At 39.7% G+C, this 15,393-nt stretch carries 18 protein-coding genes and 2 riboswitches; of the genes, 6 read left to right on the plus strand and 12 right to left on the minus strand.

From position 1 onward, the window contains the following. Window positions 1–71: 71 nt before the first annotated feature. Both K8O68_RS06225 and K8O68_RS06230 read right to left on the minus strand, forming a co-directional pair. The gene (locus K8O68_RS06225) at window positions 72–1,028 is read right to left on the minus strand and encodes a ribose-phosphate diphosphokinase (protein ID WP_230896058.1); all 957 of its coding nucleotides are present in this window, start codon (window positions 1,026–1,028) and stop codon (window positions 72–74) included. A gap of 73 nt (window positions 1,029–1,101) precedes the next feature. Next, a complete protein-coding gene (locus K8O68_RS06230; RefSeq protein WP_230896059.1) occupies window positions 1,102–2,037 on the minus strand; it encodes a glycerophosphodiester phosphodiesterase family protein in 936 nt (311 codons plus the stop codon). Window positions 2,038–2,447: 410 nt separating this feature from the next. Between K8O68_RS06230 and pssA the strand changes: the two genes are divergently transcribed. After that, window positions 2,448–3,107 carry a CDP-diacylglycerol--serine O-phosphatidyltransferase gene (pssA, locus tag K8O68_RS06235; RefSeq protein ID WP_230896079.1) on the plus strand — a complete coding sequence of 220 codons (660 nt, stop codon included), beginning with the start codon at window positions 2,448–2,450 and terminating at the stop codon, window positions 3,105–3,107. A gap of 69 nt (window positions 3,108–3,176) precedes the next feature. After that, window positions 3,177–3,977, plus strand: coding sequence for an SDR family NAD(P)-dependent oxidoreductase (locus K8O68_RS06240; RefSeq protein WP_230896060.1), 801 nt, complete (start codon window positions 3,177–3,179; stop codon window positions 3,975–3,977). A 163-nt stretch (window positions 3,978–4,140) separates the two neighbouring features. On the opposite strand, the gene K8O68_RS06245 is transcribed toward K8O68_RS06240, so the two are convergent. Together K8O68_RS06245 and K8O68_RS06250 are read right to left on the minus strand one after the other, a co-directional pair. Further along, window positions 4,141–4,722, minus strand: coding sequence for a protein-L-isoaspartate(D-aspartate) O-methyltransferase (locus K8O68_RS06245; RefSeq protein ID WP_230896061.1), 582 nt, complete (start codon window positions 4,720–4,722; stop codon window positions 4,141–4,143). 66 nt (window positions 4,723–4,788) lie between these two features. Further along, entirely contained in the window at window positions 4,789–5,301 is a 513-nt protein-coding gene (locus tag K8O68_RS06250) for a TraR/DksA C4-type zinc finger protein (protein WP_230896062.1), read from the minus strand. 176 nt (window positions 5,302–5,477) lie between these two features. Between K8O68_RS06250 and K8O68_RS06255 the strand changes: the two genes are divergently transcribed. Then, on the plus strand, window positions 5,478–6,206 hold the full coding sequence (locus K8O68_RS06255; RefSeq protein ID WP_230896063.1) for a hypothetical protein: 729 nt from the start codon (window positions 5,478–5,480) through the stop codon (window positions 6,204–6,206). Window positions 6,207–6,345: 139 nt separating this feature from the next. Next, a riboswitch (cyclic di-GMP riboswitch) is annotated at window positions 6,346–6,427 on the plus strand. 122 nt (window positions 6,428–6,549) lie between these two features. Beyond that, window positions 6,550–7,245, plus strand: coding sequence for a response regulator transcription factor (locus tag K8O68_RS06260; protein WP_230896064.1), 696 nt, complete (start codon window positions 6,550–6,552; stop codon window positions 7,243–7,245). A 256-nt stretch (window positions 7,246–7,501) separates the two neighbouring features. Here the strand turns inward: K8O68_RS06260 and pfkA are convergent, their stop codons facing one another. The 3 genes from pfkA to K8O68_RS21565 form a co-directional block, all read right to left on the minus strand. Next, window positions 7,502–8,461 (minus strand): 6-phosphofructokinase, encoded by a 960-nt coding sequence (gene pfkA / locus K8O68_RS06265; RefSeq protein ID WP_230896065.1) that lies wholly within the window; start codon window positions 8,459–8,461, stop codon window positions 7,502–7,504. A 175-nt stretch (window positions 8,462–8,636) separates the two neighbouring features. Further along, entirely contained in the window at window positions 8,637–8,723 is an 87-nt protein-coding gene (locus K8O68_RS21560; protein WP_093056228.1) for a YjcZ family sporulation protein, read from the minus strand. A 59-nt stretch (window positions 8,724–8,782) separates the two neighbouring features. Next, window positions 8,783–9,652 carry a S1C family serine protease gene (locus K8O68_RS21565; protein ID WP_230896066.1) on the minus strand — a complete coding sequence of 290 codons (870 nt, stop codon included), beginning with the start codon at window positions 9,650–9,652 and terminating at the stop codon, window positions 8,783–8,785. Window positions 9,653–9,816: 164 nt separating this feature from the next. Between K8O68_RS21565 and K8O68_RS06275 the strand changes: the two genes are divergently transcribed. Then, entirely contained in the window at window positions 9,817–10,113 is a 297-nt protein-coding gene (locus tag K8O68_RS06275; RefSeq protein ID WP_230896067.1) for a DUF4190 domain-containing protein, read from the plus strand. A 56-nt stretch (window positions 10,114–10,169) separates the two neighbouring features. After that, window positions 10,170–10,508: a DnaJ family domain-containing protein gene (locus K8O68_RS06280; RefSeq protein WP_230896068.1), complete on the plus strand. Its 339-nt coding sequence runs from the start codon at window positions 10,170–10,172 to the stop codon at window positions 10,506–10,508. 124 nt (window positions 10,509–10,632) lie between these two features. Here the strand turns inward: K8O68_RS06280 and rlmN are convergent, their stop codons facing one another. From rlmN to K8O68_RS06305, 5 genes are all read right to left on the minus strand, one after another. Continuing rightward, complete coding sequence (rlmN, locus tag K8O68_RS06285) at window positions 10,633–11,727, minus strand: dual-specificity RNA methyltransferase RlmN (RefSeq protein WP_230896069.1); 1,095 nt, start codon at window positions 11,725–11,727, stop codon at window positions 10,633–10,635. Window positions 11,728–11,863: 136 nt separating this feature from the next. Then, window positions 11,864–13,105, minus strand: coding sequence for an arginine deiminase (locus K8O68_RS06290; RefSeq protein ID WP_230896070.1), 1,242 nt, complete (start codon window positions 13,103–13,105; stop codon window positions 11,864–11,866). Between the two features lie 283 nt (window positions 13,106–13,388). Next, window positions 13,389–13,562 carry a YozQ family protein gene (locus K8O68_RS06295; protein WP_230896071.1) on the minus strand — a complete coding sequence of 58 codons (174 nt, stop codon included), beginning with the start codon at window positions 13,560–13,562 and terminating at the stop codon, window positions 13,389–13,391. Window positions 13,563–13,658: 96 nt separating this feature from the next. Next, window positions 13,659–14,810, minus strand: a complete 1,152-nt coding sequence (locus K8O68_RS06300; RefSeq protein ID WP_230896072.1) for a thiolase family protein — start codon at window positions 14,808–14,810, stop codon at window positions 13,659–13,661. A gap of 141 nt (window positions 14,811–14,951) precedes the next feature. Further along, window positions 14,952–15,110 carry a sporulation histidine kinase inhibitor Sda gene (locus tag K8O68_RS06305; protein ID WP_230896073.1) on the minus strand — a complete coding sequence of 53 codons (159 nt, stop codon included), beginning with the start codon at window positions 15,108–15,110 and terminating at the stop codon, window positions 14,952–14,954. A gap of 17 nt (window positions 15,111–15,127) precedes the next feature. After that, a riboswitch (cyclic di-GMP riboswitch) is annotated at window positions 15,128–15,211 on the minus strand. Between the last annotated feature and the right edge of the window lie 182 nt (window positions 15,212–15,393).

Here is a 15,393-nt window from a genome sequence, read left to right on the forward strand (position 1 = left end):
ATAAAAATACAGATATAGTCCAACAGTAGGTGGACGCTGTGTTTTCTTTTCCCGGGGGCTTCTTTTCTGCTTTACTCAAATAATGTGCTCACCGACTCGTTATTCTGCACTCTCATAATCCCTTCAGCCAGTAACGGGCCTATTGAAAGAGAGATAATTTTCTCGTCTCTTCTTTCTTCGGTCTGATAAATTGAATTAGTAATAACGACTTCTTTCAAATCTGATTCCCTGATTCTTTCTACAGCTGGTTCTGACAGGACACCATGGGTGCAGCAGGCATATACTTCTTTGGCTCCATGCTTGATCAGCGCCAACGAACCAGAAGTTACCGTTCTCGCCGTGTCGATCATATCATCAATAATAATTGCGGTTTTCCCTTCAATTTCTCCAATAACATTGATGCCGTGGACGGCTTCAGGGTCTGAATTTCTTTGCTTATCAAGAAAGGCAATCGGGGCATCGAGTTTATTAGCTAATGCTCTGGCTCTTGCTGTCCCAGCATTTTCAGGAGCTATAACGACGACATCCTTAAATTCCTTTTTAATAAAATAGTCGGACAGAAGAGCATTAGCTTTTAACTGATCGACAGGAATATTAAAAAATCCTTGAACCTGAGGAGCATGCATATCGACTGAAATTACTCTGGTAGCCCCTGCTGACTGCAGTAAGTTCGCAATTAATTTAGCTGTAATAGGCTCCCGGGAACGGGCCTTCCGATCCTGCCTGGCATAGCCGTAATAAGGCATTACCACGTTGATAGTTCTCGCTGACGCCCGCTTCAATGCATCTATCATAATGAGAAGTTCCATCAAATATTCATTTCCTGGTTCAGAAGTAGATTGTATTAAATATGTATCAAAACCTCTCGCGGTCTCTTCAATATTAATTTGCACTTCTCCATCACTAAACCTTTTGATAGAGCTTTTACCCAGATCAAGTCCAATATGATCTGCAATTTCCTTAGCTAAAGGTGCGTTTGAATTGAGTGTAAACAATTTCATTTTTGATGGGTCTCTGTCTCTTCTCATTTTTACCCTCCATAGATTGTGTAGTTTAAATTTATTCTATCATATTGTGTATGAACTGTAGAGTGCCACAGTGTTAATCCCTTTTTATGAGTTCAATCATAAGATCCGGCCGGTCGGTAACTATTCCGTCTGCTCCCAGATCAATAAGTTCTTCCATTTCTTCCTGATCATTAATCGTCCAGTAATAGACATCCATGTTTCTGCTTCTTGCTCCTTGAATCAGCTTATTGTCTTTCAAATTAAAGATACTTTCTTCAACGGGAATTTGTATCGCATCCACTTTTGGAACGTATAAACTATTAAGAAATAATTTATGGAAGATAACAAATCTTGTTACTTCCTGGCGCCCACCGCTAACAAGGGCTTCTCCTTCGGATATGTCAATTATTTTATCAATAATTTGCTGATCAAAAGAAGCAATTAATACTCTTTCCTTCAGCCCGTATTCTTTAATAAGGCTCCACAACTGGCTGGATATCTCTTCATATAAAGCTGGATCATTAGTAGCTTTAATTTCAATATTCCAATCCATATCCTGAATATCGTTAAATATCTGTTCCACTGTAGGAATAAAAACGCCTTGTCCCCGATAACTGTATTCCCCCTCCAGATCCCTGAAGTAATGTCCTGCATCAAGGCTCTGTATCTCCTCGAGAGTCAGATTATTGACCTTCCCTTCCCCGTCTGTCGTCCTGTCTACTGAATCATCATGAATAGCAACAAGATGGCCGTCTTTTGTCATATGAATATCAAATTCAATCACATCTACTCCCAGCTCTTCAGCCTGGCTGAATGCTTCTAATGTATTTGAGGGAGCAAGGTGCTCTCCTCCCTGATGTGCAATAACCAGCGGCTCTTCAGATTGAAAAAATGTGTGTTCAGGCCTCTCAGAAACCGGAAACAGGTAGATCAGCCCCCAAAGTAGTGATATACCTGCTAAAACGGCTGCCGTAATTAAAACGGCACCACCCTCTCTCTTATGAAGTGACTTTCTTTTCAGATTTGGCATCCCGCTTTCTCTCCTTTTTGTAAAACTTTCTATTATGAAGTTTTGCTCCTTAACCTTTACATAACTAAAAGCTGTCTGCAGTTTACGAAATGAAACAGTTACAGGTAAATTATAACACTCATAATTGTATAACTTTATACGAAACGATATAATTTAAAGGGTGCAGAATATTGCTATTTACATAATAGATTCCATTATTTTTCAGCAGTATTTAAATGATAGGGCATTAATACTTGCCTTACTTATTACTATTTTTATGAGAAGGAATTGGCCGTCACCCGTCTTTAAGATTTTTCATCCTCCGGCGTCTGCCTCTGATCTTAAAGGAAGAGTTATAAGGAGGCTTATAAATAAAATAAGGAAGTGATAATTTGATTCTAATTAAAAGAAACATCCCGAACGGTATTACGATGGCTAACCTCATTTTCGGTTTTTTATCTATCGGCTCGTCATTTCTGGGGGACTATCAAAATGCGGCCATATTTATTCTTGTAGGTATGATGCTTGACAGTATGGATGGCTGGATGGCAAGGAAGCTGGGCGCAGAAAGCCCTTTTGGAAAAGAGCTGGATTCATTAGCCGATATTGTTACTTTTGGTGTCGCTCCTGCCATACTTATGTTCGGAACAACTTTCTCTTACATGGGAATGACCGGTTTGGTTATAGCCGGGATGTTTCCTGTGTTTGGGGCTATAAGACTGGCAAGGTTTAATATCGATGAAGAAACGTCGGTGAAAAAGTATTTTACAGGGGTTCCTATCACGGCTGCTGGCGGTATTATTGCTCTATTAACTATTTTTAATTTTGTAGTCCCTGAAGCAGCTGTTTCCGCTATTTACACCTTACTGTGTGTCCTTATGGTAAGCAGGCTGAAGATTCCAAGTCTTAAAGATGTGCCAATCCCTAAGTACGGAACCATTATTACGGCTCTTTTATTATCGTTAATTGTAGTTACACGTTATAATGCTGCAATTGAATATTCCAACTGGATTATTTTTGCCATTTTAGCGTACCTTGTTTTTATGCTGATCCACTTTCTCCTCAAGAAAAAACGACTGAGCGAAAAGTAAAAGAAATCCTGCAGTTTTTTTAAATGGTAAGAGGGTACATTTAAAACAAACTCATAAGGAGGTTATTAGATGACTATCTTTAACCGTGAAGCATTTAAAGGAAAACATATACTTATTACCGGCGCTACTGGAGGCATCGGTGAAGAGCTGGCTTATGAAGCTGTAAAGTACGGAGCCAGTCTGACGCTTACAGGACGTAACAAAGAGAAACTGGAAAATATCAAAAACAAATGCAGACTGCCGGATACTGACGTAAATGTTCTCGCAGTTACGGCCGATCTGACAAATGAATACGACCGTAAACAGCTGATTGATAAAGCGGTTAACGTCCAAGGGTCAATTGATGGGCTGGTTAACTCAGCAGGTATTACCGGCGGAGACACCGTAGAAGATTTAAAAGAAAACGACTTGAGACTGGTTATGGAACTCAATTACACATCAACAGTAATGCTAACCCAACTGGTTTACAGACATATGAAAAAACGGAAGAGTGGCGCCATCGTCAACCTGTCCTCCCTCTCAGGGCTGAGAGGCACATACGGAAATACCGCATATAGTGCGTCTAAGTTTGCCATCACCGGATTTACCCAGTCTTTTGCTTTAGAAGCAATTGAACATAATATCAGGGTTAATGCTGTTTGCCCCGGATTTGTCGATACAGCAATGGCAAGGGAAATTATTTCTAAAAAAGCGGATAAAGCAGGAAGAAGTTATGATGAACAGTTAGCGGTTGTTAATAAAGGCCTTCCTTCCGGACGAATTACTCAGCCACTTGAAGTTGCTAACAGCATCCTTTTCCTGTTAAGCCCTGCGGCAGAAAATATTGTCGGTGAATCGATGAAAATATCGGGAGGAACCGTCATGAGGTAAGAGGCAGAGGTTAGAACGAATCCTCGCTAAAAAGAAAACATCAGGAAAAAAGAATAGATCCATTAAGAAATCCGGACAAAATTTTTAAAATCTTGTCCGGATTTCTTATTTAGAAAAGTATTAAGGGCAGTCTTTCAGGCGAATGCCTGCTAAGGGGTTGGCTTTATTCATACTCTCCCCTGAGTTTTACAAACTGTACATGTTTAATTACTTGGCTTTTAATCTCTTCGTTTTGTTTTTTTTCTATAAGCTTCAGTTCCTGGATATTATCATCGCCAACAGGGATTATCATCTTTCCTCCCGGAGACAGCTGTCGAAGCAGCTCTGCGGGTATTTCTTTCACTGCAGCCGTCACCATAATCCGGTCATATGGGGAGTGTTCCTCCCAGCCTGATGTTCCATCTGCCAGCTTGAAATGAATATTATGGTAACCTAATTCCAACAGACGTTTTTGTGCTTTCTTTAGAAGAGGATTAATTCGTTCAACTGTATATACAGCCTCTGAAAATTCTGCCAGCAGGGCAGTTTGATAGCCTGAACCTGTCCCTATCTCCAATACTTTTAAATCAGGATGGAGATCAAGGGAAAGCGTCATTTCCAACACAAGAGTAGGCTGGGAAATTGTCTGGTCATAACCTATGGGCAAAGGACGGTCATAAGAGGCTAAATGCTGGTGGTCTTCAAGAAAAAAAGTTCTGTCTAATCGGGTAAAAAAAGCTTTTACTGCCTCATCGTTTTTTTCCATAATGAACCCCCTAAGTCCTTTAGACCTGTATCTTTTGGTTTTTTGTAAATCCAGTTTTTTTATTAATTAATAGTCCTCTTTATCTTCGTAATCAGCAGGTGTATTGGAGGTGCCATGATCCCTGGCAGATTCCCACGCCTCCTGCCTCATTTCTTCTTTGTCAGAAGTATTTTTATCGTTTAACGGGGAAGTGACATCTTCTTCAGCCGGCCTTTCTTGTGTTCTGTTTCTTTCTTCAGCATACTCTACTCTATACTTAGTTTCGGGCATTATTTTAAGACGTTCAAATGGAATTTCTTTTCCGCTCACTGCACATATGCCGTAAGTTCCCTCTTCAATTGCATCGAGCGCTTCGTTTACTTCATCCAGTTTAGCAGCTGTGTGCTGATCCAGCGTTAAACTTTTCTGCCGTTCAAACATTTCTGTTCCCTGATCCCCGGGATGATTACCGGTATTGGAAAGCTCCCCAGTATCTGCCTCATCTTTGTTTGTTTTTTCATTATCTGAAAGAGCTGTTTCATACTCTTGTTTCATTTTGAGCAATTCGTCTTTTAAATATTGTAATTCTTTTTCTTTCATGATCGTTTCCCTCCTAATGCAATGTAACTTTGTATAAAACCTTCAATTTCCTTATTCACCTAATCTGCTGAAATTAAACTCTCCTGCAGGCCACTGTGATTTACTTGTCAGTTATTTACTCGCAGAATAAGGGTAAAGACAGAACGAACAGGATTATTAAAGGAGGGAAAATAAAGTTGGCTGTGCTTTGGAGCTTTCTTAGTATTACCGGTTTTATACTTATCCATATACTCTCGAAATATATAAATTTTTATCATCACATCCCACGCAAAAAGTTATTATCCGCGGCAGGCGGATTGTCAATTGCTTATGTCTTTTTGCATATTATCCCTTACCTCCATTATTATCAGGCTAACCTTACTGAAGAGGCAGCTTACGGTTTCTATTTTGAGGACCGTTTTGTATATATCGCAGCATTGGCAGGGCTCGCCGTATTTTATGGATTGGAAAGAGCTGCTAAACAATACAAAAAAGAGAATAAAAGAAAATTACCTGTGAAAGAGGAAATTTTCTGGATCCATTTAATGGCTTACAGCACTTATAACGGTTTAATTGGCTATCTAATCATCGGAGGAGAAAATGAAACGATGATGGATTTTTTTCTGTTCTTTCTTGCACTTTCTATCCATTTTGTTATAAATGACCAGCATCTGCGCGACACGCATAAAAAGGATTATGACCATTATGGGCGTTGGATATTAGGGTTCGCTGTATTTTCGGGGTGGCTGCTAAGCCTTTTAATTAACGTGAGCCAATACATTGTCGCCCTCCTTTTTTCTTTCATGGCGGGGGCCCTAATTTTAAATATCTTGAAAGAAGAATTACCCGAAGAAAGGGAAAGCCACTTTGGAGCTTTTTCAGCAGGTGCTCTTCTTTACACCCTGGTATTACTAGTCAGTCTGTAATCTATTAATGTTTTTATATTTTTATATAAAAAAGTCCAGTTTCTCTTAAGATTATCTTGAATAATATGCCAAAATATAGTAATGTTCATTATAAGTAGTTCATTAGTAATACGTGCAAATATTAAATCATATGGATTAGGAACGATCATGGCAAAACTGTGGAAACGCAGTGACGCAAAACTACAGGGGCTAAAGCGATGCTATGCCAGCCAGTTGCCGTTTCAGGATTCACATCCTGTAACACTAAGGATGTGTTTTTTTATAGTTGAAATATATGTAACTAAATACTGTGCATATGGCTGGCCTCGTGTAGTCTCAAGACTATACAAGAGGAGGAAAGTTCATGGTTAAAGTAAATGAGAAACTTCATTCCCGCCCTTCTTATAAAGTCATATTTAACGACCGGGAAAACCATTTTCCCAGGCAATTAATGAAGGATATCAGAGGGCGTCTGGAATCAATTTATTCAGAGAGCCGTGGTTATTCAGAATACAAAGGGAAAAATCAATGGGCTTTCTATCTCGTCCAAAACTATGACAAAAAAACAAAGTTATTTTTGGAAAGAGAGCTTTTGTTAAACCAACATACATACGCACTGGTGGTTGTAAACACCCGGGTGACTAAAGACATGCTGGATTACCTTTCACTTCCCGTACAGGGAATTGTATCACTGTCCTTCTTAAGTTCCCGCTGCGGTTTAGTCATCGACAGTTTAACCCAAAACGGAATTTTTCTGGAACCTGAATTACATTGGGAGCTGAGCTTTGAACTATCTGAAAAGAAATCCTTTCATACTCCCATTAAACAATTTATATTAAATAAAGAAAAAATCACAGCAGATTTATCACCGCGGGATCAGCAGGTCCTTCAGTTATTGCTGGAAGGTTATAATAATGCTCAAATAGCTGATAAGATGCACTTTGCCCGTTCTACTATTTCTACTATTATCAGTTCTCTATTAAAGAAAATGAAAGCTAATGACCGGACAGACTGCACCGTTAAAGCGATAAGAAATGGCTGGGTGGATTGCCAGCGGTAACTTAATAAATTGAAGCCGCGGCAAAAAAAGGAACCACTAAGAGGCTGGGACAAAAGAATAGATATAATGAAAGCCGAACAAAATTTACGAATTTTGTTCGGCTTTCATTTGAGAAAAAGAGTGATTTCAGCCGCCAGGCGGACGCTTGCCCAGGGGCTTGCCTTCAGCTGCTTCGAAAAATCCGTATTCTTTCTATAAAAATACGCGTTGCTTCATCAGCCGGTTGACTCCCGGCTAAGTTTTATGCCTTGTCCCGTTAGATAGATAGAATTTCATTCAGTTTATACATCTCCCGGTTAAAAGTTTTTTCTGTAGTTAAGGACTCTGTAATATCCATATTAAATAATGAGTTGTTTTTTATACCGATGACCTGATTCGTTTTTTTGTTCAGTAACAGTTCAACTGCCATGACTCCCATTTTACTGGCTAAAATCCTGTCAAATGACGTAGGATCGCCTCCCCGCTGGATAAATCCTAAAACAGTAATCCTGGCATTAACGTCTGCCTGTTTCAGCAGTTTTTCCTGCAAATCAGATGCGTTCCCTGATCCTTCAGCCAGCATAATAATGTGGTGCAGCTTTCCTCTTTCTTTTCCCTGGATTATTTTAGCTATAATTGTTTCTATATTGCCTGGCTCTTCAGGTATAATGATACTCTCCGCTCCGCCGGCAATACCTGCGTACAGAGCAAGATCCCCGCAGCTTCTCCCCATCACTTCTATAATAGTGGCTTTCTCATGAGATGTGGAAGTATCCCGGATTTTTGTTACAGCTTCAAGAACTGTATTAATAGCAGTGTCAAACCCAATCGTATATTCTGTGTAATTAAGGTCATTATCTATTGTGCCGGGAATTCCGATTGTTTTTATCCCCATTTCGCTGAGTTCCTGAGCCCCTCGGAAAGATCCATCTCCTCCGATGACTACTAATCCGTCAATCTGGTGTTCTTTTAACACCTTTAAAGCTTTTGCTCTTCCTTCAGGCGTCCTGAATTCCTCTGACCGGGATGATTTTAAAATGGTTCCTCCTTTGTGTATAATGTCCCCAACCGATGACGCGTCCATTTCTATCAGATTGCCTTCAATAAGCCCTTTATATCCTCTGTAAACACCATAAACTTTTAAATTAAAGTAAACTGCTGACCGTACTACTGCTCTTATAGCTGCATTCATTCCAGGTGCGTCTCCTCCGCTTGTTAATACGGCTATTCTATTCAATTAGCATCCCCCTTCTCGCTTCTGTGGTCTGACGTCTATCATATATATTTTATGATACATACAATTGTCACATTATTCTAGCTTTTTTTAAAACCAATTTAAGAATTTATTATAATAAAAAGTTAAAATTTCAGCACATAAAAAGAAACAGCCATGGCCGGCTGCTTCCGTAAACCTATTTTTTATAAGCGAGCCCGACGATAATTAACAGGACAAACATGACAACAATGAGCAGAAAAGTCATCGGATCACCACCTTGCATTTTGGCTTACATAATATGCTATGATGGTTTGTTCTGTTTTGCCTGGACAATTCTATTTGTTAATCATTTATAAACTCTTCAAAAGCATTCACCGGGATGGCCAGCCCCACTTTCGTATTTGTACCCTCGTAATCCATTCTCGTTGTGGCATAGACCATGCCGATCACTTTACCTTTATTGTTAATTACAGGACTTCCGCTGCTTCCCTGGTAAATTGGAGCGTCAAGCATCAGAACTGGCTCTTCACGGCTTTGGGTGGAGGTGGTTCCTATAATAGCGCCTTCATTAGCAATATAGTTAAAGAAGAGAGGGTTCCCAATGACGTAAACAGAGCTGTCCATTTCCCAATTGTTTTCAAACTCAAGGGCAGGATAATTTTTTTCTTCCTCAGTGTCGATTTGCAGGACAGCCACATCGAGCTGGTCGTCTGTCTCTATGACTTCAGCTCTGTGATGGTCACCATTCTGGAAAGATACCGTCGGCTGGGGATCATTGCCGATCACATGCTCATTTGTCATAATATAACCTTCTTCTGAAAAATAGAACCCCGTCCCTTTACTGTTGCCAGCTCTTACAACGACAATAGAGTCTTTATAATTTTGAACCTCCTCATTATTCGATAGTTCCTGAGAGGTAGCAAGGAATTCTATTGCCGGGAGATTAAATAATCTGGGCCAGATGGCAAACACATTACTTAATAAAGCGACAGCAACGAGTGAAGCGATAAATATCTTGATTCCTTTTCTTTTGCGCTTCGGTTTCTGGTCTTCTTCCTCCTCGTCAGGGTTAAAAAACTCTTCTTTTGTATAATACTTTTCTCCATCGAAGAAAAGTTCTTCTTCTTTTTTTTCAGTGGAAAGTCCGGTTTCATCTATCTCTTTATCATAACTTTCATCATCACGCTTGTAACTGATTGTCTTCCCCTCCACTTCTTGAACAAAAACTTACATGATTCTCCACATATTTTATCATAAAAATATTTTAAACACAGAAAACGTTCCTGGAGGAAACAACTTTTACCCTTATGTGATTGTTTTACACTTTCGGTCACTGTAAAATTAAATAGAAGCTGTTAAGAATATGAGGTGATTTTATGAACGGCCCAGCTCCACAGCATCAGAATAAAAACATGACACAAGGTTTCGATAACAATGTGAAAGCAATTATCTCTGCTTTTTTTGGTGCGCTCTCACTATTATCAATGCTTGTTATCGTTTTTGTCGGCATGCTTTTTGGTTTAATCAGTATTGTATTAGGTATTATCGGACTTCGGGAAATGCGTCATTCAGGCCAATATGGCAAGGGAATGGCAATAACAGGCATTATCTGCGGCTCTGTTTCAGTCGGGCTTCCTCTCTTAGTCTCTGTCGCATTCATGGTGGCGGGTTAATTAGTCTGCTAATAGCGTCTTTGGAAGAAGGACTTACTTGACAGGGGGACTGAATTTTGGAAAATAAATATAATGACCTGATCGGAGACATTATTAAATCTTCGAAAAGCATGAATGATATTAAAGGAAAAGGGAAGCCGCTCCCAAAAGAGTATTTAAGGAAAGACACTTTTCAGCAATTCCAAAAGATCGCTAAAGAAGCCGGCTATCTGCCTGAATGGCTTAAACTGCAAAAAGAAATTCATCATGAGCTTAAATTGGTTCAGCCCGGTAAACAAAACATGGAAAAAATAAATAATAAAATCAGGAGATATAATAAACTGTGCCCTTCTCCGCTCCAAAAACCACTCGTTAATGAAGACAACTATAAAGATGAAAGCCACAGATGGAAATGAAATCTTTATACATGAACAGCACCAGTGAAATGCTTCTTAGCGACACTCCCTTTGTTTCAAGGGCAGAGAATAAATATAAAAAAGCACCCGGAAAAGTTCCGGGTGCAGTTTGCATGGATAAAGGTTAAGCTTTAGTTTTTAATTTCTTTTTCGCTTTTTCTTTATCTTTTTTCATTTGCTTACTTCGCAGCTGGCCGCAGGCGGCATCGATATCCGAACCTTGTTCGTGCCTCACGCCGCATTGGATGCCGTTTTTCATCAAAATATCGTAAAAAGTGAGAATAGATCCTTTTTCACTCTGTTTATACTGAATATATTCATCCACTGGATTGTAAGGAATCAGGTTTACGTAAGAAAGTTTTTTCTTATCTTTAATAAGCTCAACAAGTTCTCTTGCATGTTCCGGCTTATCGTTTACTCCATCAAGCAGAATATATTCAAATGTCAGCCTCCGGTTCTTTTTCTCCAGATAGTAATCAACGGCTTCCATCAATTTTTCAATAGGCTGGGCTTTATTAACTTTCATGATTTTTGTCCGCAGCTCATTGTTTGGCGCATGAAGGGAAACAGCCAGATTAACTTGAAGGTCTTCCTCTGCAAATTGGTATATCTTATTAATGATCCCGCTCGTGGATACTGTGATATGGCGCGCCCCTATTGCGAGTCCTTTATCACTGTTAACTACCCTCAGGAAGTTCATCAGGTTTTCATAATTATCGAATGGTTCGCCAATTCCCATTACCACAATATGACTGACGCGTTCACCTTCTCCTGCGTGATCCATGCTGTGCTGGACATTCATAATTTGCTGGACGATCTCACCGCTTGATAAATCCCTGTCTTTAGTCAGCAGGCCGCTGGCACAGAAACTGCAGCCGATATTACAGCCCACTTGAGTTGTTACACAAACAGACGATCCATAGTCAAATCTCATCAGAACAGTTTCAATTAAATTTCCATCTTTTAACCTAAACAGAAATTTTTCAGTTCCGTCCTGTGAGACTTGTTTAGAATGAAGCTCAAGCGACTGTATAACAAAGTTCTCTTCTAAAAGTTCTATACATTCTTTTTTTAAATTCGTCATGTCAGAAAAACTTGTGACACGTTTAATATATAACCAGTCCCAAACCTGGGAAGCGCGGAACGCTTTTTCTCCCCGTTCTGTGAACCAGATTTTTAATTGATCAAAAGTTAATCCATAAATGGATGGTTTCTCCATTGTAAACCCTCATTTCAGATGTTAATACTAAAAAAGAATTATACTTTACTAAACGCCGGTTTTCAAGCCATCTGACATTTTCTCAATTTCACCTTAATTATTCAAGCATGACAGCTCGTCATTTCCATAGAATAAACTACAAACTGTTCTTCCTGCTTATCGGCATCGTCATACAACGGGGCCCGCCGCGTCCCCTGGCGAGCTCTGAACTAGGGACCTCTATGACATCAAGACCATAAGATTTAAGTGTATCGTTTGTAACATAATTCCGGTCATATGCAACCACTGTCCCAGGAGCCAATGCAAAGGTGTTGCTTCCATCATTCCACTGTTCTCTTGCTGCTTCAATAACTTGCCCGTCCCCTACCGGGATCAGTTCCAGTTCATTAAGGTGCAAACATGATTTTAAAGTTTCAATCAGGTTGGACTTTCTCTCCACTTCCACCTGTCTATTACTATTCTCTCTTAAAATATACAGGTTCATTTCATCAGCAATTTTCATCACAGCAGGATGAACAGTAAATTTATCAGTATCAAGCTGGGTAAATACCGTATCCAGGTGCATAAAAGCACGTTTTTTTGGTATTTCAACTGCAATTACTTGTTTAATAGGAGAATTCATTGAACGAAGCTTTTTGAACAGTATTTCAATTGCTTCAGGACTCGTTCTTGCACTTAAGCCTATCGCCAGTGTATCTTGCGAAAGCACAAGTATATCGCCCCCCTCAATCGGAAAACGCGATTTATCATCGTTTACTTGGGGAATATATGAATCGCTAAAAAGCGGGTGGTGCGCTGTAATATATTTCATAAATAACGTTTCATTTTTCCTGGCCGTATGATCCATACGGTTGTATGAGATACCATGACCGATAATTGATGCGGGGTCTCTCGTAAAATACATGTTTGGCAATGGGTCGATATAAAAAGGTTTATTACTGTCAATTAACCCCGGAAGGACAAGATCTGTTTCTACTTTAACCTCTTCTTTGCGTATCCCGCTTATCAGCATGTTTACAAGTTCCTCGGGCTCTCTATCAGCAAGATACTCGTACAAATATGTATACACCTTGTCCTCTTCCTGATGAGTTAATTGAGAAAGTTTTATAAAGTCTTTAATAAATGCTTTTTTTACTTCTTCAGCTTTAAGTGCCTCGGTTGCCAGATCCGTTAAATAAAGGACTTCCGCCCCTTTACTTTGGAGAGCTTTAGCGAATTGGTCATGCTCTTTTTGAGCCACCCGTAAATTAGGAATATCATCAAAAAGCAGCGCCTCCAGATAATCAGGGTATATATTTTCAATTTCTTTACCCGGACGGTGAATAATTACTTTTTCAAGTGTTCCAATTTCTGAATAAATATTAAAAGGTGATGTCATAGCGGATTTCTCCTTTCATATCTGTGTAATGTATAAAAATTGCGAGTTTAGATTATCTACCCTTAAAGAGACCCGATCAACCTGATTATTCTTAATAAACTATTATGTATGATTCCTTCAAACCGAATTACAAGCGTTTCAACAGGCAGAGCTGTGTACTGAGACTGTTTACTAAATTATCGGCTTCCGTCCTTAAAAGCTAAGAAAGCCTGGTGCGAAAGCTACATTCACATCAGACTTCCGAAAGGGTTTATTACTACTTTCATTACCAGACTTAAAAGGCTTAATCGTTTCTCTCCCTGTCTTTTTCCTGATCAATGGTACCTTCGTTATAAACATCGGAAACTTGTTCATGGACGACGGCTAAACCTTCTGAGGCAGTGGTTTGATTTTCCTCGCCTGCCTGGTAATTTTTCTCCAGCGCCTCATTTTGTGATTTATTATTTTTTCTTTTCATCAGCAAGGCCTCCTTTAAAATCATCTTTAGTATCCCGTTTCAAAGAAGAATCTATGCAAAATCGGCCTGCTAAAGACGGGGTTATTGAACAATGAGTTATGCCAGTCTTTCTATAATTGTTGCATTAGCCATTCCCATACCTTCACAAATAGCAAGTAAACCATACCTTTCTTGCGACCTTTCCAGTTCATGGACAAGGCTGGCCATCAGTTTCGTTCCTGTAGCTCCGAGCGGATGCCCCAAGGCAATAGCCCCTCCGTTTACATTCAATCTTTTCGGATCAGCCCCTGTTTCTCTCAACCAGGCCAGAGGGACAGGAGCAAAAGCTTCATTCACCTCATACCTTCCAATGTCATCTATTTGCATCCCCGCTTTTTCCAATACTTTCTTCGTTGCTTCAATAGGACCTGTAAGCATTAATGTAGGATCAGAGCCGATGACTGTTCGGGCAATAATACGCGCTTTAGGTTTTAAGCCTGCTTTTTCAGCCATATCCCGGGACATAAGCAGAACGGCAGATGCTCCGTCACTTATTTGACTAGCATTACCTGCTGTAATGACTCCGCCTTCTTTAAATACCGGCTTTAAACTGGTTAAGGCTTCCAAAGTGGCATCTGCCCGTGGGCCTTCATCGGTATCAAAGATGCTTTTAGTGCCTCTCCCGTCATAAACTGAAACAGGGACTATTTCTCTGGAGAACTTGCCTGAGCGAATTGCATCACAAGCTTTATGATGGCTTTCCAATGCAAACTGATCCAGCTCTTCCCTTTTAAACCCCCATTTTTCCGCTATTCGTTCTGCTGACTCTCCTTGATTAATTATTTCGTATTTATCAGTTAGCCGGCTGCTTTGTTTTGTCTCTCCAATTGCAGAAAACATCGGCTCCCTTGTCATACTTTCTATCCCTCCGGCAATGGCAATATCCATGTCTCCGCTTATTATTGCCTGGGAGGCAAAGTGCAAAGCTTGCTGGCTTGATCCGCACTGCCGGTCAATCGTTACTCCCGGAACACTTTCAGGGAATCCGGCAATTAGTGCAGATGTCCGTGCTACATTTCCTGCCTGTTCACCTGCCTGTGTCACACAGCCTAAAATGACATCCTCTATCATCCTGCTTTCTATACCTGCCCTTTCAACCACATGTTCAAGCACTTCAGCAGCCAATTCATCAGCTCTTTTGTGAGCCAGACTTCCTTTTCTTTTTCCTGCAGCCGTTCTTACTGCTTCAATAATAACAGTTTCCCGCACTCCTATCCCTCCATTAACTACCTAGTTTATCCATCACTATTAAGTATAAACTGATTAAACCGCTTACAAAAGAACTTTCAGATTTATCGGGCAAAAAAAAGAGGCTTGCTGTAACTCAGAAGCAAGTCTCCTCCAGTCAGTTTAAAGAGAATTCTCGGCAGATTTCTTAAATATGATACTTCTTTTACCCATTTCTTCTTCTAAAATCCGGATAAATTCTTCATCAAGATTTAAATCTAACGCATTTTTGTATACTTCGAATAATTGTTCATCATTTAAATGTGTAATAGATGAAGACATCCACAACCCTCCCCTTTCTTAACCCGGGTCGGTTGCACTACCAGCTCCAAACTATTCAAGTGCCCACCTACGAATAGTTTTTCATAGCTCCCCAAAGTTCGTTATACGTAAAAATACTAAACCGGCTACTATAATCTAAAAAGTTATTACCCTTTAATATTTTTCATAAACTACTTTTTATTGTTTCTATTACTATATTAGCATATTTCCCACAAAAAGGAATAAACGTTCCCCTTATTTTTATTAAAAATGGAATATTTTAAATAATTTAATTATTTTGTAA

The sequence above is a fragment of the Salipaludibacillus sp. CUR1 genome, from assembly GCF_021028955.1.
Classification (GTDB): domain Bacteria; phylum Bacillota; class Bacilli; order Bacillales; family Salisediminibacteriaceae; genus Salipaludibacillus.

What these genes read in the sequence shown, in the direction of transcription:
- K8O68_RS06225 (WP_230896058.1), bottom strand. Translation starts at nt 1,028, where the DNA reads ATGAGAAGAGACAGAGACCCATCAAAAATGAAATTGTTTACACTCAAT.
- K8O68_RS06230 (WP_230896059.1), bottom strand. Translation starts at nt 2,037, where the DNA reads ATGCCAAATCTGAAAAGAAAGTCACTTCATAAGAGAGAGGGTGGTGCC.
- pssA (WP_230896079.1), top strand. Translation starts at nt 2,448, where the DNA reads ATGGCTAACCTCATTTTCGGTTTTTTATCTATCGGCTCGTCATTTCTG.
- K8O68_RS06240 (WP_230896060.1), top strand. Translation starts at nt 3,177, where the DNA reads ATGACTATCTTTAACCGTGAAGCATTTAAAGGAAAACATATACTTATT.
- K8O68_RS06245 (WP_230896061.1), bottom strand. Translation starts at nt 4,722, where the DNA reads ATGGAAAAAAACGATGAGGCAGTAAAAGCTTTTTTTACCCGATTAGAC.
- K8O68_RS06250 (WP_230896062.1), bottom strand. Translation starts at nt 5,301, where the DNA reads ATGAAAGAAAAAGAATTACAATATTTAAAAGACGAATTGCTCAAAATG.
- K8O68_RS06260 (WP_230896064.1), top strand. Translation starts at nt 6,550, where the DNA reads ATGGTTAAAGTAAATGAGAAACTTCATTCCCGCCCTTCTTATAAAGTC.
- K8O68_RS21560 (WP_093056228.1), bottom strand. Translation starts at nt 8,723, where the DNA reads ATGCAAGGTGGTGATCCGATGACTTTTCTGCTCATTGTTGTCATGTTT.
- K8O68_RS06275 (WP_230896067.1), top strand. Translation starts at nt 9,817, where the DNA reads ATGAACGGCCCAGCTCCACAGCATCAGAATAAAAACATGACACAAGGT.
- rlmN (WP_230896069.1), bottom strand. Translation starts at nt 11,727, where the DNA reads ATGGAGAAACCATCCATTTATGGATTAACTTTTGATCAATTAAAAATC.
- K8O68_RS06290 (WP_230896070.1), bottom strand. Translation starts at nt 13,105, where the DNA reads ATGACATCACCTTTTAATATTTATTCAGAAATTGGAACACTTGAAAAA.
- K8O68_RS06295 (WP_230896071.1), bottom strand. Translation starts at nt 13,562, where the DNA reads ATGAAAAGAAAAAATAATAAATCACAAAATGAGGCGCTGGAGAAAAAT.
- K8O68_RS06305 (WP_230896073.1), bottom strand. Translation starts at nt 15,110, where the DNA reads ATGTCTTCATCTATTACACATTTAAATGATGAACAATTATTCGAAGTA.